Source organism: Halocatena pleomorpha (assembly GCF_003862495.1).
Classification (GTDB): Archaea; Halobacteriota; Halobacteria; order Halobacteriales; family Haloarculaceae; genus Halocatena; species Halocatena pleomorpha.
In genome coordinates this window covers 199,653-218,184 of sequence record NZ_RRCH01000014.1, presented here as the reverse complement: position 1 = coordinate 218,184, position 18,532 = coordinate 199,653, and the positions used below count along the sequence as shown (strand labels likewise).

Sequence of the window (18,532 nt, the reverse complement as noted above, 5' to 3'; positions counted from 1 at the left end):
GTGTACGCTCAGAATCTCAGTCGTCGCTTGATACTCCGTAGGAGTGAACTCCGACTTTGGCGCGGCCGGAGATGGCCACGTCCGAGAAGTGACATCGCTACCGTCAGGAACGCTCCGAACACGATCGCGTCGATGACGATCACTGGAAGCCATGGATGTAGACGGTACAAAACGTCGATCCACGACGGCGGCAGGATCGCCAAATACCGATGTTCAGTGACGTACCGGGGATAGTATCCTGTTTCTTCTGGGGCTGAAAGTTGGATACCAACGGTTTGTCGATCACCAGGTCCGACGATTATGTTCTCATCAGGGGTTTTGACTCCTTCACTTGCCGGATCAAGATACGTCACGACCGGTACGATGCCCCCGTTCGGAACGCTGTAATTGAACTGCTCAGTTTGGCCGCTGGCAATAATAGTGGGTCCACCAGAACCCTGCTCGGAGCTGACAACGCCTAATTCCTGCATGCCACCGGGAACGATCATCGTAGCCGTCAACGAAGCGACGAGTACGCCGCCGAGCGCAAGTGCGATCACTAGTTTCGGTATTCGACGGGTCTGTTTTCGTTTCCGCTTTCGGTTCCGTCGTCGCGCTCTCGATCCGTCGTCCTCAGCAAACACACTCCCGACATAAAGGAGAATGCCAACACCGAACAGGAGGTAGGAAAGTCCTTGTGTCCCCAACAACGATCGAGTCCCTAATGCGATCGCTATCGAACGCTGTGCGTTCGTGACTGCCTCTCTGATACCGGTAAACACTGTCCCAAGCTGTGGGATCACGATCGGGTTGTCACCGATCATGATCGCCTTGCCCACGATTTGATGGCTCTTGACGAGCGGTTCACCGCCATCCTGATCGGTGAATAGATTGTTGTCACCCTGAGTAACCACTCCTCGGTCAGTCGCCTCAACAACTCTATGTGTCGTGAGTCCGCCGTTTTCGTCGCTAAGTGTCTTAGCGTTGAAGACGATGATATCGCCTTCCTCGGCGGAGTCAGTGACCATAGAGGGGAGTACGAGATACCCATCACCAGTCGACAGCGTCGGCTCCATGCTGTCGCTCGTGACGTACGCCAGTAACACCGGCTGCCCGATGAACTGTCCCACCGTAATCGCGACGACAGCGAGAACGAGAACGATCTGTAGTACCGTGCCAACCCTGTGTTGAACCATTCTATGCTACGGACTCGATCGCATTCTCGCTGTCTGGCTGTCTGGCTGTCCGAGACGGCCGCTACGGAATCTCTCACTCATGGTCGGAAAGGCTGTGTCGTCACGTTCGTTGCTCCGGTTTGGGAAGGACCACCTGCGCACGTGACTGGTACGGAGCGGTCAGTCGAAATTGAGGTTTCTGAACTCGTTGCCTCGATGGAAACGTTCACCATTTCCGTTCCACCCGTGAGAGAATTACAGTCGACAGCAGCAATCAACTGACTCGAATGTCCTGACGGAATCGACGTGTCTGGAACAGTCGGATTTCGAACCGTAACAGCTCCAGAATGGTCCTCCGGGACGGAGACAGTGATCGATGTGAGAGGGGTAGAAAAACGATTCGTAATCGTTCCAAGAACGACCCGTGTATTGTTGCTGCTGTTCCACAACATCCTGTTTTGTCCGATCACAGGAAGTTGTCCAAGCGAATAGTCGACGCCTGTCTGAGACACTGTGGGATCTGCAGCTTCGATATCAAGGTACGCTGATTCGTCCGCAATGTCAACAGGCATCTGTTTCTCTGTAGTTGTACTGGTGAACGCTCCGGTTCCAGTTATCACGAGAACGAGACCACCAACGACCAGAGCCATACTGAAATATCTAAGTTTAGAACTGTTTCGTCTCATGGATTGTATTTCACCTCTGGAGGTCTCTCGTGATTTCCGAGATGCATCATTCGGGTTCGGTAGGTGTGGACAAGACCAGAGATCGTGATCATGAAGCTGAACAGCAGTGCCCATCCGTGGAGAGAGATAGCAGTCAACGGCCACGCGTTGATTGTCGTTATTGCCAGAACAACCACACAACTAACTAGTCCGACGCCGAGATAGTACACACTCCATGGGATGGTGCGCTTGTGGACGACTTCAAGATAGATATCCAACGTCTCCATCCGTTCAGTGACCTCGATATCACCACTCGCAACAGAAAAGTCGATGACACCGGCCTCATCGAGCGCCGGGAGATGCGTCTGTTGCAACGATGTGTACGCGCGCTTTCGTTGTCTTGCCGTCACTTGTTTAACTGGGATCCCGGCTTCCCACGCGGCGATCTGTTCGGAAAGATCACTCAGCTGGGTGCATTGGTTGTGAGTGAGATATCTGATTGCCCATCGTCGTCGTCGGTTCCCGAGGAGTTGAAACAGCGTGTCTTTCGTAAGCGATGTGTCTGCCGGTTTGATGTCCGTTCCTTGTCGTGCCTGCGGGTATCCTTGATTCATGCATAACTGCGTTAACAACACTGACCGATGGAGGTCAGCCGTCCAGAGGGCGACTCACCGGATGTGATGATATATCCCAGCAATATTTAATACCATCGATAGTTCATTCGATTTCTGATTTACACCCACTATATTCACATTTGATTACGGATAGATAGGATGTCCATAAGGTGCAAAGTCAGCTGTGAACGATCATGAACTGAATAGAATCCGTTTTCAAGCAGTGCTTGAAGATTTTCAAGCACACCAATACAAAGTACCTCTCTGTCTTTGGGTTATGTACGATCCCGCAGTGATGCGCAGCAGTATGGTGATAACAGGTATCGATGTGTATCAGTGTGGGTGACAACAAGAATCAAAACAATCCATGTACGTACCACGAGGAAAACTCTTGGCGTTGGTTATGATCGTCGTTGCGGCGTCTCTGGTTACAGCCACGGGCGCTTTCACGAGTGTGCAAGCCGAACGGACTGCCGAAGTCAATGTGGCAGGCGACGCAAACGCGTATCTGGGCCTTATACCATATGACGGGGGTAACGGTCATTTCGCACACGAAAACAGCAAAGGAGAGTTGGAAATCAAATTCACCAAAGAGAAGGAGACAGAGGCTGGAGGACAGGGTGTCAATCCCAACTCCGTCACGACCTTCGACAACGTGTTTACCATCAAAAATCAGGGGACTCAGGAAGTGAACGTGAAGGTCACGGAAGGAAAAAAAGACATGATCACGTTTTACGATAGCAAGAACGGTAACAGCTTGACTGATGGGAAATCGGTTGCGCCCGGAGAGACGATCAATGTCGGTGTCGAAATTGACGCCAGTGGTAAAACAAAATCGAGCGGTAAGATCACCGAACACATTACGATCACTGCAAAGAAAGACGGTGCGGCACGGACCGCGACCCTGCCGAACGCCAGTTCGAGCTGATCTGAGGCGGAGGACAGCTGTTCGATAACAGCTTTTTTGCGTTTTGTAGACGGACTTGGATGGCGAGTCCGTCGTGTCCCATTCGATGAGAATAATCACGCCCCATTTCAGCGGACCAGTGGATTCCGTCACGGTCCCATTTCGTTCCTGACGCGTGACTCATCAAGCTTGACCACGAGATCCATAACCCCCACACCCCTCTATCGATGTGTAACTCCATTCGGATCCCACTTCCCCCCGGTCGGTCTAACTCACACACCCCTCTATCGATGTGTTTCACTCAATCAAGGGGGGACGGGGGGAGAGAACCATGGTTTTTCGGGGGAGTCTAGCTCTTTTTCAGCTAGCTGTAATTCGAATCTGCATCTAAAGGAAAACATACCAAAGTTCTTTCTTTTTCACTTACTTTGTTCCGCCTATATCTATACAGTATTATTATATTTATTGTGTTCTTCTATTATTATCTATTGTTTTTACTCTTATTTAGTTATATTTATTAATTTCCTTCCCTAAATTATTAACAGATTCTAGGGGTGGCGCAATATACGTAGAACACATCGATAGAGGGGTGTGGGGGTTGCAGGTAGACACTAGCTAAATGATAGTTATATCAATAGTATAATAATAGGAATTAATACACTATTATTATTTATATTTGTGTTGTCTTGTTATCTACTATTTACTATATGTTATAACAATAAAATAAATAATAATAAAATAACAAAATAATAACAATTAATACGGCAGTGCAATCTTTACTAGATGATTTACCGTTTTGCGTCCTAGTCCATTGAGGTGGTGAACACATCGATAGAGGGGTGTATCTATCTGGTTTCCGGTATCGACACTTCGTTAGTCGCTGGCGTCGCTGTGTATAGCTACTACTCGAACTTCCAAAGCTGAAGGTAACACCGACTCATCCAGTGAATCACACTTCGATAGAGGTGAGGAACCTTTTTGATTACCCCCTGTATGGACTTTCACATGGATCCTGATGACTCCCAGATCCCCACCGACCCGGAAACGTCTCGGGACGAGCCACCCCCAAGCACTAGCCCCTCGTCTGACGGATCAAAAACAGCCACGGACCCAACAGAACAAGAGACTCCCACGAACACAGCAGAACAATCATCACAGTCCATTGAGGAAATGCTACTCGAATTTGATGAGCAGGACGGATTGATCCGCGATCGATCCCTTCTTGACCCGAATTACGTGGTCGAAGAAGACCGAATCGTTGGCCGGGACGAGCAGCTTCAGGAAGTAACGAAAATGCTCCGTGTCGCCCTCGGGAATAACCGTCCACCGAATCTCTTCCTTTACGGCCCTTCGGGGACCGGAAAATCGCTCATAATGAAGGCTGTCTGTAAAAACATCCACAAAATATGTGAGGCAAGGGATATAAAATTCGGGACGATAGAGGTTAATTGTCAAGATTTAGATACATTGAACATAGCGGTTTATGAACTAGCAGAACGATCCGCTGATGAGGCCGGTGTGGAGGTCGAAGTTCCGAAACACGGTGTTGCGACGAAGGAAAAATGGGACGAACTCTACCGCATCGTTAACGAGAACTTCGATTCAGTAGTGTTCGTACTCGATGAACTCGATATGCTCGTCGGTCGGCGGGACAAACAGGACCCTGCGTTCTCTCGACTCCTGTATCAACTCTCTCGGGCTGGAGCCAATGACGATCTGACCGCTTACATCTCCGTCGTTGCGATATCGAACGACACGAAGATGATGGAAGCGGTCGGAAGCCGAGCTCTGAGTTCGTTCACCCCCGAGGATGTGCACTTCGATGACTACGACGCGAAGCAACTACAGGCAATCCTTCGTCGACGGCAGGATGCGTTTCATGAGGGGGTAGTAGACAGCGGTGTGATACCACTTGCAGCTGCGGTCGCAGCCCAAACCCACGGCGACGCGAGGAAGGCAATCGATCTAATGCGTGTTGCTGGTGAACTTGCAGAGCGGGAAGGGGATGACGGCATTCACGAGGAACACGTCCGACAAGCTCAAGACAAAGTAGAGAAGAATCGCGTTTTGGAAGTTGTCCGTGGCATCAGCACACAAAAAAAGATCTGCTTGTACGCGACAGCAGCCGTCGCAGCACAAACGTCTAATGGAGCAGCCCGCAGTACAACCGGCTATCGCGTATATCAGTATCTGACTGACGCGATCGATGTCGACCAATATTACCAAGAAACATATGTGAATAAGATGAAGGAACTGACCACGTATTCTCTTCTTGATTTCGAGCGGCGAAGTCACGGTCCCAGTTCCGGAATGTTCCTGGAATTCCAGTTCGGTGAACAGCCCGAGACGATTTTAGAAACGCTTCGAGAGGATTCACGGATCGACATGATTTCTGACCATGAGGTCGCGTCCGTCGTCAACGCACAAATTCAAAACGAAACGTAGACAACGCTGTTGGGAAATCCAAAGACACCCCCTTATCGATGTGTAGTTGTCCTTGTGGACACCCCTTTATCGATCTGTAAACAGCCATTTCGTCTACATTCTTTATCATACATATAATGTATGGATGATAATGGGCTGGATATACGATTTCTCCTGTGGAATCGTAGTTGGTTTCGATTCTGTTCACACATCGATAGAGGGGTGTGTGACTCAAGCGGTGGGGGAGGGGGGGGAGGGGTACGATCTGTCGAGGCTACACATCGATAGAGGGGTGTCTCTCCCTCCCTAACAAAATTTATGGATCCAAATAAAATCAATGACAATAAAAGTAGTAAAAAAGTCTATGGTAAAATCCATTCAAAACGAGGGGTTTTCAAAGCGATCATCCGAGAGGGCGTAGTCTGAGCGGGGAACGATGTATCTAACGCGGAACGATGTCTGTTGAGTATCGAGGGTGGAACGATGTCCTATCGAGTGTCGATCAGCTGTATCATCTTCTATTTGCCGTGTTCGTTTCGGAAACACCTCCCCTTTCTACTGAGAGATCGGTCGCTGTCGTGGAGCGATCAGCCGGATTCACAGTTGTCACCTGCACGTCCCGCTGTGGGAACGGAATCTCGATATCGCTGTCGTTCAGTCGCTTGTAAATTGTCCGGTTGAGTTCGTGGCGGGCTTTGACGGCCCGGGTCGGTGAATGCACCCAACAGAAGAGTTCGTATTCGAGAGCTGAATCTCCGAACCGACGAAAGCGCATCCGTGGTTTCGGCGTGTCGAGGACGAGTGCTTCCTCGCTTGCGGTGTCCACGACTAATTCTTCGAACGCATCGATATCGGTCCCGTATCCGACTCCGATCGGGATCTTAAGACGCTTTCTGGCTTGAGGCGCCGACTGGTTGATCACTTTCGAGGCGTTGAGAACGGAATTTGGAACAGTGATAATGACTTCATCGCGCGTCATGAGCGTCGTGGAACGCACGCCCACTTTGACGACGGTTCCCGCCTCCCCGGAGTCAAGTTCGATGTAGTCGCCCAGCTTGTACGTGTCGTCGAAGTACAGCGCGATCCCACCGAAGAAGTTGGCAACGGTATCCCGTGCGGCGAAACCGACAGCGATGCCGGCAACGCCTGCAGCACCCAACAGCGGCGAGATGCTGTAGTTCCACACGGAGAGCAACAGTCCTGTGGTGCCAATCAGGACGACCAGCGTCCAAATGTTCGAGAAGATGGGTACGAAATCGAATCGTGAGTCCGCGCCTTTCACCTCTTCAACAGCTCGATTGACGATGCGGTTGGCCGCCAACGCCCACGTGAGAATGATGATCGACAACGAGGGCTTTCCGAAGAAGATTTCGAGCTGTTCTTGCCCCAGCAGCACGTTTTCGACCACTGACGGAAGCTGCGTCAATAGATACACTCCTGTCAACGCGGCTGTGAGGACGGTCGGCACCCGTAATTCACCGACGAGTATGTGATCAAACTGCGTTTCAGTTCGCTTCGTGTACTGTAACAATGATCTAAGCACGACGAACTCCAACACGACTGCGACACCAATGGACACTCCAAGCAGCAGTACGGTCGCTTGCCATCCCCCCATTCCATCGAGCAACCAAGTCAGATATCCGCTCACTACGTCGTTCACGTCCCGTACAGAACGAGGACGGAAGTAAGGCCGTCGAACCCGAGGCAACGTGGTGGTTCACGCTCCGCCCCCGATCAATCGGGTTCATGGCCGTTTTCACGCCCTGACGTTGTGCATCCACTCGTCGAGTGCTTCATAGTAGTCGGCCTTATCAGGCGTAGGTAGCGCACCGAGCGCGTTGAACTGCTTGACGATGGCGTCTCTCGCCCGCTGTTCGAGCGCCTCGGGGACGGCTGACTCCTCAGTTTCGCGTTTGCGGGCGATCAGTTCCTCGACGAGTTCTGGGTCGCCCCCCTCGACTTCAGCAGCCAACGTCTTGATGTTCGCCTCGATATCCTCATAGTCAAGAACGTATTTCGCGCCCAGAAGCCCTCGGTAGACGTAGAGGAATTTCTTGGGCCGTGGATCATAGCCTTCCGATTTCTCACGGTCGAGGTGTTTGTAGTAGTTCGATTTTGCCATCCCGAGATACGCGTGGGGTACGTTCATCGGAAGGTGCTCTCGGATGAGGGTCTCCAGTGCGTCCATCTCTAAAGGTATTCCATTCATCACCGTCGGAGCCTCGAACACCAGTTCGATCACGTTGTAATTGGCTTTCGCCAGCAACGATCCGAACTTCTTGAGTTCATAGCTCCGCAGATCAATCTCAGAATGTGCTTCGAACCCTTCGGTTGTTCCATCCATGTTGATTGTTACTTCCCCGACCGGGGTCTGTAGGTACGCGTACTCCTCAGCCGGAGCAACGTGAATCCCACGAACATCGATATCGCTGTCAGCACTATGGAACCCGTACACGTGACTGCCCGTCACCGCGTAAAACCGAGGCTGATGCCGCGTTCCTTTTTGAGCGACGGCTTCTTCGATAAACGTCCGTATCTCTTCATCGCTGTGCGTCAGATCGAGATGATCGGTAGCCATTCGTTTTCCTCTTTGTTACAGACTCCTATAGATAGCGATCGACATAACGAACTCCCTCCCGACAGATTTGAGGAGTCGGACGATACCGCTGTGCTGGAAGTCCACTCCTGTAGTCACATGACATGCGTTCGGTACCCGGTATCGTTCTACCGGACGCTCTATGTACGTCGAAAGTATGCCACAAAACACTGGGATGGTCTAAAAATGGAATAATAAGATAAATAGAAAAATATTATACACTTACACATTTTGGCGAACGTCCCCTGCCACTTCTCAAATGAATGAATCTGACGCTGTCGCCGGCGAGCTACCAGAAGAGAATCACTGAGTACATAACAAAAAGACACATCATATGTACGTATTTGAGATGTGTGTAGTATTCGAATGTCTATATATCAACAGTCCAATCAGATTCGTCGTTCACGGGCCGCAATCCAATAATCATAAGAAAACATATCTCTGAGAGGGTTTATATCGTCTGTCCCTGAATTCCTGATATGGAACCGACTATAACACGAATAGAAAGCCGGGAGTTTCGGTATCCACTCGAAGACATCGGAACGGATCGAAACGGATTCAATCTCATCTACGAACCGGGTGAGACGACGTGGCGCAACCTATTCGGTATCAAAATTCACACCGACTGTGGAATCACGGGGGAATACGTCGGCGGCAACTCTCCCGGGGCGGCCCAAATAAACATGTTTGCCGATTATCTCATCGGCGAGAACCCGCTCGAACGCGAGAAACATTGGAGCGAGATCAAACGAGCACTCCGGAAGTACGATCGGATGGGGATCGGTCCGATCGATATCGCGCTCTGGGATTTCGCCGGGGCGTACTACGACGCCCCGATTCACGCACTGCTCGGGACCTACCGCACGTCGATCCCTGCGTACGCGTCGACGTATCACGGCGATGAAAACGGAGGTCTCGACTCTCCGGAAGCGTTCGCAGATTTCGCTCAAGCGTGTTACGAACGCGGGTTTTCGGGGTACAAGATCCACGGATGGGGTGGGAGCGACGCGAGCCGTGACATCGATCGTGAGATCGAGATGATAACCGCCGTCGGTGAGCAAGTGGGTGATGAGATGGATCTCATGTTCGATCCCGCCTGTGAGTACGAGACGTTCGCTGACGCACTCACGGTCGGACGAGCACTCGACGAGCAGAACTTCTTTTGGTATGAAGATCCCTACCGCGATGGTGGTATCTCCCAGCAGGGACACCGTCGACTTCGTGACAAACTTCAGACGCCTATTTTGCAGACCGAACACGTTCGCGGACTCGAATCGCACGCCGATTTCGTTGTCAGTGAGGGAACTGATTTCGTTCGTGCAGATCCCGAGTACGACGCCGGGATTACGGGTGCGATGAAGATCGTACACATGGCCGAATCGTTCGGCCTCGACGTCGAATTCCATGCTCCGGGTCCGGCACAGCGACACTGTATCGCTGCGACACGGAACACGAACTACTACGAACTGGCTTTGCTCCATCCGGACTGCCAGAACACCCAACCGCCAGTTTATAACGGTGACTACTCGGATATGATCGACACTGTTGACGAGAACGGCCGCGTTACCGTTCCGGACGGACCTGGTCTCGGCGTCGACTACGACTGGGAGTACATCGAGGACAACCAAACCGGTTCTCTTCACGTCTATGAGTGAGCGGTATCCGAAACCGGAATCGTTTGACTGGCTACTCCGATTCGATACGAACCGTTCCGACGGTTTCGACAGCATTGTTCCGGTCCAGTTCGTTGACCGTCTGTTCCGGATCAATCAGCGCCCAGAGCTGATTGTCGCCGTTTAGAAACTCTCCTGTATGGAGTTCGGAGCCAACCACGACGGTTTCATCGACAGCGAGCGGCGGAACCGATAGTTCCGTCCCGATCGGTTTCCGTTCATCGCTTACGTTCACGAGACGAACGACGGTCTCTGCCGACCGCGTCGTGCCGGTGTTACGCACACGGACAGTGATGTGGACGCGTTTCTCGTTCCGATCGACTTCGATTTCGGACGAATCGATCGTGAGGGTGGCTACGGATACGGGATCGGCTTCGAGCGAGATCGTCTGTTCTGGCTCGGCTGAGAACGCAATGACCTGTGTCGTCGGTCGGCGTACAGCGGGTTCGGTGCCGTGACTCACTGACGCGATCGAAAGTTGGACACCGTCGTGGGTGCGAACGCGACATTCGCCACCGGCCGCCGAGTGGATCGTCGCCGCTTCGAGTCGTCTGTTAGACCACTCCATATCGACTTCGAACACGCCTCGTGCTCGCAATCCCTTCACTTCGCCGTCAGCCCACTGGTTCGGGAGCGCGGGAAGAAGACTCAACTCCCCCGCGTGATCGTGTAACAACATTTCAGCGATGCCGGCGGTCCCGCCGAAGTTACCATCAATCTGAAACGGCGGATGCGTATCGAAGAGGTTGGGGAGGGTGGACTGTCTGAACAGCGCCACGAGGTTTTCGTGGGCTTTCGCTCCGTCCTCGAACCGCGCCCACTGGTTTATGAGCCACGCCCGACTCCAGCCCGTATGCCCGCTGCCGTGTTCGAGTCGGCGTTTGAGCGCATTTCGCACAGCGTGGCTCAGAACAGGGGTCTCACGCAGCGTAAACTGGTCTCCTGGATGGAACGCGAACAGATGTGAGATGTGTCGGTGTCCTGGATCCGCTTCCTCGTAATCGTGCATCCACTCCTGTAGTGTGCCATCTGCTCCGATCTGATACGGTGGTAGCCGCGTCGCTGCCTCCAACAGCTCTTCACTCAACGATGTGTCGATGTTGAGCGTCTCCGCAGCAGCTACACAGTTGTTGAATAGATCGTGAATGAGCTGGATGTCCATCGTCGGAGCAACGTCATAGAGCGCCGTATACCCGCTATCGTTGATGAACGAGTTTTCTGGCGAATTCGACGGAGCGGTAACAAGTCTGTTCTGATCATCTTCGATGAGGAAATCGAGCACGAACCGCGCAGCCTCCTTCATGATCGGGTAGCCTCGTTCACGAAGGAATTCTTGATCACCGGTTTTCGCGTACTGCTCCCAGAGCAGCCGACACTGCCAGACGGCTCCCATCGGCCAAACCGCCCCGAACCAGCCTTCCGGTGGTGTACTTCCCCACATATCACTCGACACGTGATCAACGAAGCCATCACAGTCATAATGGATCGACGCCGTTTTTCGACCTGGTTCTCGCTGCATATTGAGCCAGTCGACTAGGGGTCGAACGCATTCTGAAAGATTACAGACGTTCGCCGGCCAGTAGTTCATCTGGAGGTTGATGTTCATATGGTAATCGCTCTGCCACGGGGGGTACATCTCTTCGTTCCAGATTCCCTGCAAATTCGCCGGAAGCCTGCCGTTCGGATGGGAGCTACTCATCAGCAAGTACCGGCCGTAGTGAAAATACAACTCCGTCAACGCTGGATCGATGCCCCCGTCCTGAACGGACGCGAGCCGTTCGTCAGTAGGGAGTTTCGTTTCAGTCCCACCGAGATCGAGTTCAACCCGCCGGAACAACGCTCGGTGTTCCGTGACGTGAGCGTTCCGCAACTGCCCGTACGTCTTGGCTGTTGGCGCTTCGAGCAGGGTTTTGACGATGTGATCTGGCTCTCTCGCCGTTCGAAACCCTGTCGCTCCCGTAAAGAGCAGCGTGACTCCTATTTGATCTTCGATATCCATCCGGTCACCGGTTGTCGAAACAGACCCCGTCGTCTGTGGAATCGCCCGAAGTCGTCCCTCGAACTCGATTCCCGGACCGTCGAAGTCGATCGATGAGTCCTCTTGAATCTGTCCTCGAAGAACGAGGTCGTCGCCGTCGGCCACGGTTTCGGCGTCTTGTTCGCGTGTCAGTGAAACGGAAGCCGAAACTGGATCCGGTCCTCGTGCCATGAGCCGGATCACCAGAATGTCGTCGGGGGCGGACACGAACATCTCCCGTTCGTATTTCGTTCGACCAGTTCGGTAGCGGACCCGTGCAATGCCCGCATCGAGATCGAGCTCACGGTGATAGTCTGATACTTCTGTGTGGCCGACATCAATGAACAGATCGCAGAACGATTGATACGGCCGTATTAAGGTTTCGTAATCGGGAGGATCGCCCAGCATATGGGGATCAATGCGGGCTTCGGCTTGCTCGTGTTCGCCCTTCAGTAGGTGTTCCCGGACATCGGACAACACCTCGGCTGCCATCGGATTGTTTCCGTCCGATTCGTGTTGATTGCCTGCCCAGAGGCTTTCCTCATTGAGTTGTATCCGCTCTTTGTCTGTTCGACCAAACACCATCGCACCTAACCGCCCGTTGCCGAGCGGGAGCGCCCCCGATTCCCACTCCTCTGCGGGATCGGTGTACCACAGTTTCGGCGTCTCGTTCCCGTCGTCCGTCCCCCTGACTCCGACTGAACCGGTCACCCGATCCGCGAACAGTAGTGCCCCCATACTGGCCAACACCGCTCGCCGGGATATCTCCGAATCATTCCCGTCTCTTTCACCATCTCTGTTCGACGTTTCCGTCTGTGTTGACTGTCCGTCTATCACCAGTATTCTGTTCAATAAATACACACAGGAGATTAAATATTTTATCAACAATGATAAATCAATAAATTCCAGTGTGTCATCTCAGAGCGTCGGGACGAGTAGATCACGCATGACTGAGAGATCACGCATGACTGAGAGCGGATCCACACAGATCGTTACAGCACCGCTGTCTCGGCTATCGGGACGGTTTCGATTAGAACACGGTGTACACCGCCACAACAAACGTAAACTGCTCCGGAAGCCACCTTCTGTATGACGGATTCACCGTCCACGACACAGATCGATACACTCCTGGAAACGTACGAACTGAAAGACGAGCTTCGGACCGGCTGGGAGCTTCGAGAGATCGAAAATCCGGAGTCAGTCGCTGCACACACTTGGGGCACCGCGGTTCTCTGTCTGCTGTTCGCAGACGACGCCGGCGTTGATCCGGGGCGGGCCGTCTCGATGGCACTCGTTCACGACCTCGCTGAGGCCCGCACCGGTGATGTGGCCACGCGCGCTGAGAATGTATCTCAGGACATCGAGCAAGAACAGAAAGAACAACACGAGCGTGAAGTGATGATCGACTTCGTAGATTCATTCGATGCCCCTCGTTTTATGGCGTTGTGGGAGAGCTACGAGGCGAGAGAGACGCCCCTTGCTCGCTTCGTGAAGGATATGGATCTGATCGATAACTGCCTTCAGGCGCTCAAGTACGAACGACAACAGAGATACGACGAAAACAAAGACAACGAGAACTTCGCTGAGTACGACCGGCTAGACGAGTTCTTCGCCACGGCTGAGCCGCGGTTACGGACGGAGATCGGCACCGACCTGTTCGGTATGATTCACACTCGGTACGAACGCCAACTGAGCCACTCGGACCACTCCGAGTACACTCCTTGATCACGCGCTCCGTGATTGGTACACCACTCCATTGTATCTGGAATTTAGAGTACAAAATAATTCATATTTTGAGGTGGTTTTCGAGAGCAGTATGAACAATATGGCTGGAGGTTTCGTACGGATTAGCGTCAATCTGAATAAGCTGTTCGATGACGAACGCATATCGGTTGTAGTTCGGAATGAGTATCTCATTCGCACCAGCATCGATATCGAGCTGATCAAGTAGAGTATGCTGTACGAATTCGTGATACGAGCTAAATTCCTCCTGATCTTTGACTATCTCCTCTAATAGATATTTGAGTACAGGATCGGTTTTAATATCGAAACGGCGACTAGTGGTGATCTGATCGTCAAAACTCGTTTGACCGTCTGTGATCACCGACCCAAGAAACTCTTCGAGAGCTGTGTCGAGAAGAGCAGTTCGTGAATCGTACTCTGTGGTTTCTTTCTCGACGATGAGGTCGACGAGAGCTACGAGCACGCCGTCGATCTTCACTGTCTTTTTATTCACTGCTTCTTTTGTAGCAGTTGTTACTTGATCGCTCTTCTCACTTCTAGTAGCACTATTTTTTTCTTTTGAGTCACGATCGCGGTCGATAACAGCCGTGGGGCTCCGTTTTTCTTGCTCTGTTTCGTCGTTAGACGGATCGTCCCCATCCATCTCTTCCGGAGATGTCGCTGCGTCGCTCGACACGTTTCTATTTTCTTTATTCATTGTTTCTATTCGAGTGTAAGATATCTGCTCAGCGGTTGTCTCCGATTTGTTCGAATCGAGTGAACTATCTGATTCGGATCGTTTTTTCCTGTCAAAAGCGGTTGCCTCATCTAAATTCCCAGTGAGTTCAGTCAGTGGTGGAATCATCGGAATAACAGTACCGTCTCTACTGAACGGGACGAGCAAAGGTCGTTTGGACCGTCGACTACCGGACCGATGACAATTTCCATCGAGCGATTCTTCGTTATCATTGATGTGTTCTATATAATTCTCTATCAGGTAAAATTTCTTTCCACACCATCGGCAGAGAGGATGGAAATGTACGTTTGTACGCAGTTCGTCTGGCACTGCAACTTGTACAGTACCGTCTTCGAGTACCGGTGCAGCGGCGGGATGAAACCCCTTGGGAACACTCCCGAGCGAGCCGTGTGATTCATCCTCTGAGTACGCAACGTGTTTAAGCAACTCCGTTGCATCGAACCCCGTCTCACAGTACTCACACAGTAGCTGAGGTTCAACGTGCTCACCGGTCTTCTCGCCCTTGTCTTTCGAAGATTTCTGAGCCATGTCGCTTTCCTCGGACGCCATGGAGGAGTGTTCGCTGGGTTCCTCATCCGAATCAGAGGACGAATCCCGTACATTCATCTCGTTTTCTGTATTGATTCCACGTGTATCCACGTATCGCTTGATCGTGTTTTTGGCGACGACTTCGAACAGTCCGGTCATTGGTGGCTTCTTGTTCGATCGGCTCTGTTTCGATACTGGTGGTCACGCCACACCTTGATGCCGAGCGACGTCATACCACCGAACAGGATCACATCAATGCTTACCGCTGTGAACGAAGAGAACTGAAGGCGAATAACGCATGGGCCGTCAGCCAGTCGGTTTTGAGATCGGCTATCCCCCTTGATTGGAGATTCACTGTCCTCCACCAGTCAACGAGAATTATATAGAATGTAGTGTGTTTGCCATACACAGCACAGGTGTTGTGTTTTCATTCGTTTCAATTCAGCGTATAGTCGCAGCTCTCTTTGCCCGATCAGATTTCGGCTTTCGAGCGCCTGATAAATATCATACTACATCTATGTTTGTTGATTGAGGATAAGAACGCTACCAGTAAACGTGAGAGAACGGTAGATACGAGACTACTCTACCTTGTTAAGGCACAATTGACGGTAAAAGATTTCCCTCCTGGCCTCTTTCTCAATTTATGACATCGATTGCAGAGTTTGCGATTCCAGCTGAGGAGTTCGCATTGCAGACAACCCTCGAACGCCTGCCGGAGACCGAGATCGAAGTCGACCGCGTTGTTGCACACGACTCGACTCACGTGCTTCCGTTTGTTTGGATGTCTGGCCCGGGGAGCGAGAAACTACAAACGGTTCTTGCGGAAGATCCAAGCGTTACAGACTGTGAACTCCTTGCGGAATACGAAGACGAACAGTTCTATAACATGACATGGGCTGCTGACGCTCAGGTCGTGGCGTACATGATTACCGAACAGGAGGCGACCATCCAGCGGGCCATCGCGCACGATCGATCATGGCACCTGCAGGTGCTGTTTCCCAATCGAGACGGGATTTCAGCAGTGAGCGACTACGCCCAGGAACACGACTACTCGTACGATCTCAGACGCCTCTATGACGTTGACGCCATTCGTCGCGTCCGCTACGATCTCACCAGTGATCAACACGAAGCGCTCGTCAAGGGATTTGAACGCGGCTATTACGACATTCCACGCGAAGCTCAGCTATCGGACATTGCCGCTGATCTCGGCATCTCTCATCAGGCACTCTCCGAACGTTTCCGTCGAGCAACACGGTGTCTGATTGAGAATGCCCTCCTCGTCGAGCCTGACGACAGCTCACAGCGTTGAACACACGTCGTGTGTCTTCGAGGAGGATCTCAGCAGCCCCGGTATCACGGCTAACCACGGTGGTGTCCGCCGGGGACGGGCGATTTCTCCGGTGCTATGGTTCGAGGAGGACTTTCGTGACTCCTTCCTCTCTGCTGTCGAACGCCTCGTACATCTCGGGAGCGTCATCTAAGCCGACTCGGTGCGAGACAAGGAAACTCGGATCAGCCCGTCCCTCAATGATCATATCACGCAGCCGTCGGTTGTACCGTTTCACGTCACACTGGCCGGTGCCGAAGCGATGGCCTTTCTCGAAGAGCCGCCCGAAATCAATTCCCAACCGCCCTGCTGCACTCGTCTCATCGGGTGCACCCGGATCCGAGGGGACGTACAGGCCAACGATACCGAGCTGACCGGTAGGTCGCACGGTATCGATGAGTTGGTTGAGCACGACAGCCGGGTTCTCGCGAGCCGGCGAGTACTCGTCTTTATCCTCCGCCTCCGTCTCCGGATCGATCGCTTGGTACCCGACAGCGTCGACCCCTTTGTCAACTTCGCCGCCGTGTTCGTCTTTGATCTGCTCAGTCGGATCTCCCTCCTCGAAATTGATCGGCGTCGAGTCACAGTGCTCTTCAGCGAGGTCAAGTCGACTCGGCACCCGATCCACCGAGTATATCTCGGAAGCACCTTGTAACTTCGCGCTGTAAGCGGCCATCAGTCCGACTGGTCCCGCGCCGAAGATCACGATCGACTCGCCGGGTTGGAGATTTGCGAGCCGCGTGCCGTGCCACCCCGTTGGAAAGATATCAGCGAGCAACGCGAAGGAGTTCTCGTGTTCGTCGCCTTCCGGGAGTTGTAACGCGTTGAAGTCCGCGTAGGGAACGCGTAGCTTCTCAGCCTGACCGCCTTGGTAGGGACCCATCCCCACATATCCGTACGCCCCCCCAGCAGGAACGCTCCCCGTCTCGTTAACGTTGATACAGAATCCAGTGTAACCGGCCTCGCAGTTCCGACAGAACCCACAGGCCACGTTAAACGGAAGCACGATCCGGTCGCCCTCCGAGAGTGTGGTAACGCCCTCACCAACCTCTTCGACGATGCCCATGTTTTCGTGTCCGAAGACGAGTCCCGGTTCGGCGTCCGTCCGCCCTTCGTACATGTGCAGATCGGAACCACAGATTGCCGTGGTCGTGATGTCAACCACGACTTCATTTGGGTTCTTGATTTCCGGTTCGTCAACCTCTTCGACAGCGACATCGTTATCGCCCTGAAATACAACAGCTTTCATCGACATAGTTGAACTACCTCGACCTATTATTTAATTAGTGTCGAAGTTAGAATTTTCTAAGGGTAATTGAAAATACTTTCTCTATTTTGTATTTTAAAGAAGTATCCCGATCAGCCAGTGAGTTTCCCAATCATCGACTTTATCTTCGAGCCTTTCGAGAGTCCTTCGAGTTTCCGGAGCGTCGATTTCTCTTCGGAGAGGGTGTCCTCAAGCGGGTCGGTGACCGCGTCGGGGTAGTCAAGCTTTCCCGCGAGCGTCAGTAGCCCCTGATACGCGGTGATTTCGATGCGTTCGGTTTTCATTCCCGCTTGCATATCATAGAGGTCATGGAGCTGTTCGTCGGTAGATTCTTCGACGAACGAATCGTGTTCTTCGACAAGCGCATCGAGTACGTGGCTCTGTTCTTCGGTAACTTCGCGTCCAAGCGCATCAAAAACCTGCTCAATGCGTTCAGCGTGGGTTCTGGTTTCGTCACGATGCTCAGCAAACCCTGAGGCAAGTGTCTCGTTGTTCGCTTCCTCCACGAAGTCCCCAAGCACGTCCACGAGCCGGGTTTCAATGTAGTACATCTGTTCGAGTTCGTGCACGAACAGATCTTCGAGATTGTTGATGGCCATTGTCTCTCCTCTATACAATCGGGAGATAAGCGGCTAAGTACTGTGCCGACACTTGCAGGGTGGATCGAGCGGTGGCGTCATCGATGCGTCGTGGCCGCTCTCGACTGCCCCCGCGAACGTTTCTTCCGATGCACGCCGCGCCTTTACTTGCGTGCGATACGTACCTCCAACACTCCGATTCCGTAACCGATTGAGACCGTTCACTTCAGCAGTACTGGCTCCACTGACGGTTCGGCGTTTATGATCTGATGTCCACTGGGGACAAGGTCTCACCGCACAGAC

General features: G+C 52.4%; 14 protein-coding genes. 6 read left to right on the top strand and 8 right to left on the bottom strand.

The genetic code is table 11. From position 1 onward, the window contains the following. Window positions 1-8: 8 nt before the first annotated feature. Window positions 9-1,175, bottom strand: a complete 1,167-nt coding sequence (locus EIK79_RS07465) for a signal peptidase I (protein WP_124954491.1) — start codon at window positions 1,173-1,175, stop codon at window positions 9-11. A 3-nt stretch (window positions 1,176-1,178) separates the two neighbouring features. On the opposite strand from EIK79_RS07465, the gene EIK79_RS17755 reads away from it, so the two are divergent. Then, window positions 1,179-1,436, top strand: a complete 258-nt coding sequence (locus EIK79_RS17755; protein ID WP_148094136.1) for a hypothetical protein — start codon at window positions 1,179-1,181, stop codon at window positions 1,434-1,436. Between the two features lie 400 nt (window positions 1,437-1,836). On the opposite strand, the gene EIK79_RS07455 is transcribed toward EIK79_RS17755, so the two are convergent. After that, a complete protein-coding gene (locus EIK79_RS07455; RefSeq protein ID WP_124954489.1) occupies window positions 1,837-2,433 on the bottom strand; it encodes a DUF7344 domain-containing protein in 597 nt (198 codons plus the stop codon). A 391-nt stretch (window positions 2,434-2,824) separates the two neighbouring features. Between EIK79_RS07455 and EIK79_RS07450 the strand changes: the two genes are divergently transcribed. Together EIK79_RS07450 and EIK79_RS07445 are read left to right on the top strand one after the other, a co-directional pair. Then, the gene (locus EIK79_RS07450; protein ID WP_185715549.1) at window positions 2,825-3,361 is read left to right on the top strand and encodes a DUF1102 domain-containing protein; all 537 of its coding nucleotides are present in this window, start codon (window positions 2,825-2,827) and stop codon (window positions 3,359-3,361) included. Window positions 3,362-4,510: 1,149 nt separating this feature from the next. Then, entirely contained in the window at window positions 4,511-5,785 is a 1,275-nt protein-coding gene (locus tag EIK79_RS07445; RefSeq protein WP_233738030.1) for an orc1/cdc6 family replication initiation protein, read from the top strand. 490 nt (window positions 5,786-6,275) lie between these two features. Here the strand turns inward: EIK79_RS07445 and EIK79_RS07440 are convergent, their stop codons facing one another. Continuing rightward, window positions 6,276-7,412, bottom strand: a complete 1,137-nt coding sequence (locus tag EIK79_RS07440) for a mechanosensitive ion channel family protein (RefSeq protein ID WP_124954544.1) — start codon at window positions 7,410-7,412, stop codon at window positions 6,276-6,278. Between the two features lie 108 nt (window positions 7,413-7,520). Beyond that, entirely contained in the window at window positions 7,521-8,342 is an 822-nt protein-coding gene (locus EIK79_RS07435; protein ID WP_124954486.1) for a nucleotidyltransferase domain-containing protein, read from the bottom strand. Window positions 8,343-8,839: 497 nt separating this feature from the next. Here EIK79_RS07435 and EIK79_RS07430 point away from each other — a divergent pair, with 497 nt between their 5' ends. Next, the gene (locus EIK79_RS07430) at window positions 8,840-10,015 is read left to right on the top strand and encodes a mandelate racemase family protein (protein WP_124954485.1); all 1,176 of its coding nucleotides are present in this window, start codon (window positions 8,840-8,842) and stop codon (window positions 10,013-10,015) included. A gap of 31 nt (window positions 10,016-10,046) precedes the next feature. Here the strand turns inward: EIK79_RS07430 and EIK79_RS07425 are convergent, their stop codons facing one another. Further along, entirely contained in the window at window positions 10,047-12,788 is a 2,742-nt protein-coding gene (locus EIK79_RS07425) for a glycosyl hydrolase family 95 catalytic domain-containing protein (RefSeq protein ID WP_185715548.1), read from the bottom strand. 351 nt (window positions 12,789-13,139) lie between these two features. On the opposite strand from EIK79_RS07425, the gene EIK79_RS07420 reads away from it, so the two are divergent. After that, on the top strand, window positions 13,140-13,775 hold the full coding sequence (locus tag EIK79_RS07420) for an HD domain-containing protein (protein ID WP_124954484.1): 636 nt from the start codon (window positions 13,140-13,142) through the stop codon (window positions 13,773-13,775). 61 nt (window positions 13,776-13,836) lie between these two features. Here the strand turns inward: EIK79_RS07420 and EIK79_RS07415 are convergent, their stop codons facing one another. Then, window positions 13,837-14,955, bottom strand: coding sequence for a hypothetical protein (locus EIK79_RS07415; protein WP_185715547.1), 1,119 nt, complete (start codon window positions 14,953-14,955; stop codon window positions 13,837-13,839). Window positions 14,956-15,700: 745 nt separating this feature from the next. Here EIK79_RS07415 and EIK79_RS07410 point away from each other — a divergent pair. After that, complete coding sequence (locus EIK79_RS07410; RefSeq protein WP_124954482.1) at window positions 15,701-16,366, top strand: helix-turn-helix domain-containing protein; 666 nt, start codon at window positions 15,701-15,703, stop codon at window positions 16,364-16,366. A 94-nt stretch (window positions 16,367-16,460) separates the two neighbouring features. Here EIK79_RS07410 and EIK79_RS07405 read toward each other — a convergent pair whose 3' ends face one another. Both EIK79_RS07405 and EIK79_RS07400 read right to left on the bottom strand, forming a co-directional pair. Then, window positions 16,461-17,633: a glutathione-independent formaldehyde dehydrogenase gene (locus EIK79_RS07405; protein WP_124954481.1), complete on the bottom strand. Its 1,173-nt coding sequence runs from the start codon at window positions 17,631-17,633 to the stop codon at window positions 16,461-16,463. Window positions 17,634-17,743: 110 nt separating this feature from the next. Further along, entirely contained in the window at window positions 17,744-18,250 is a 507-nt protein-coding gene (locus EIK79_RS07400) for a YciE/YciF ferroxidase family protein (protein ID WP_124954480.1), read from the bottom strand. Window positions 18,251-18,532: the final 282 nt, after the last annotated feature.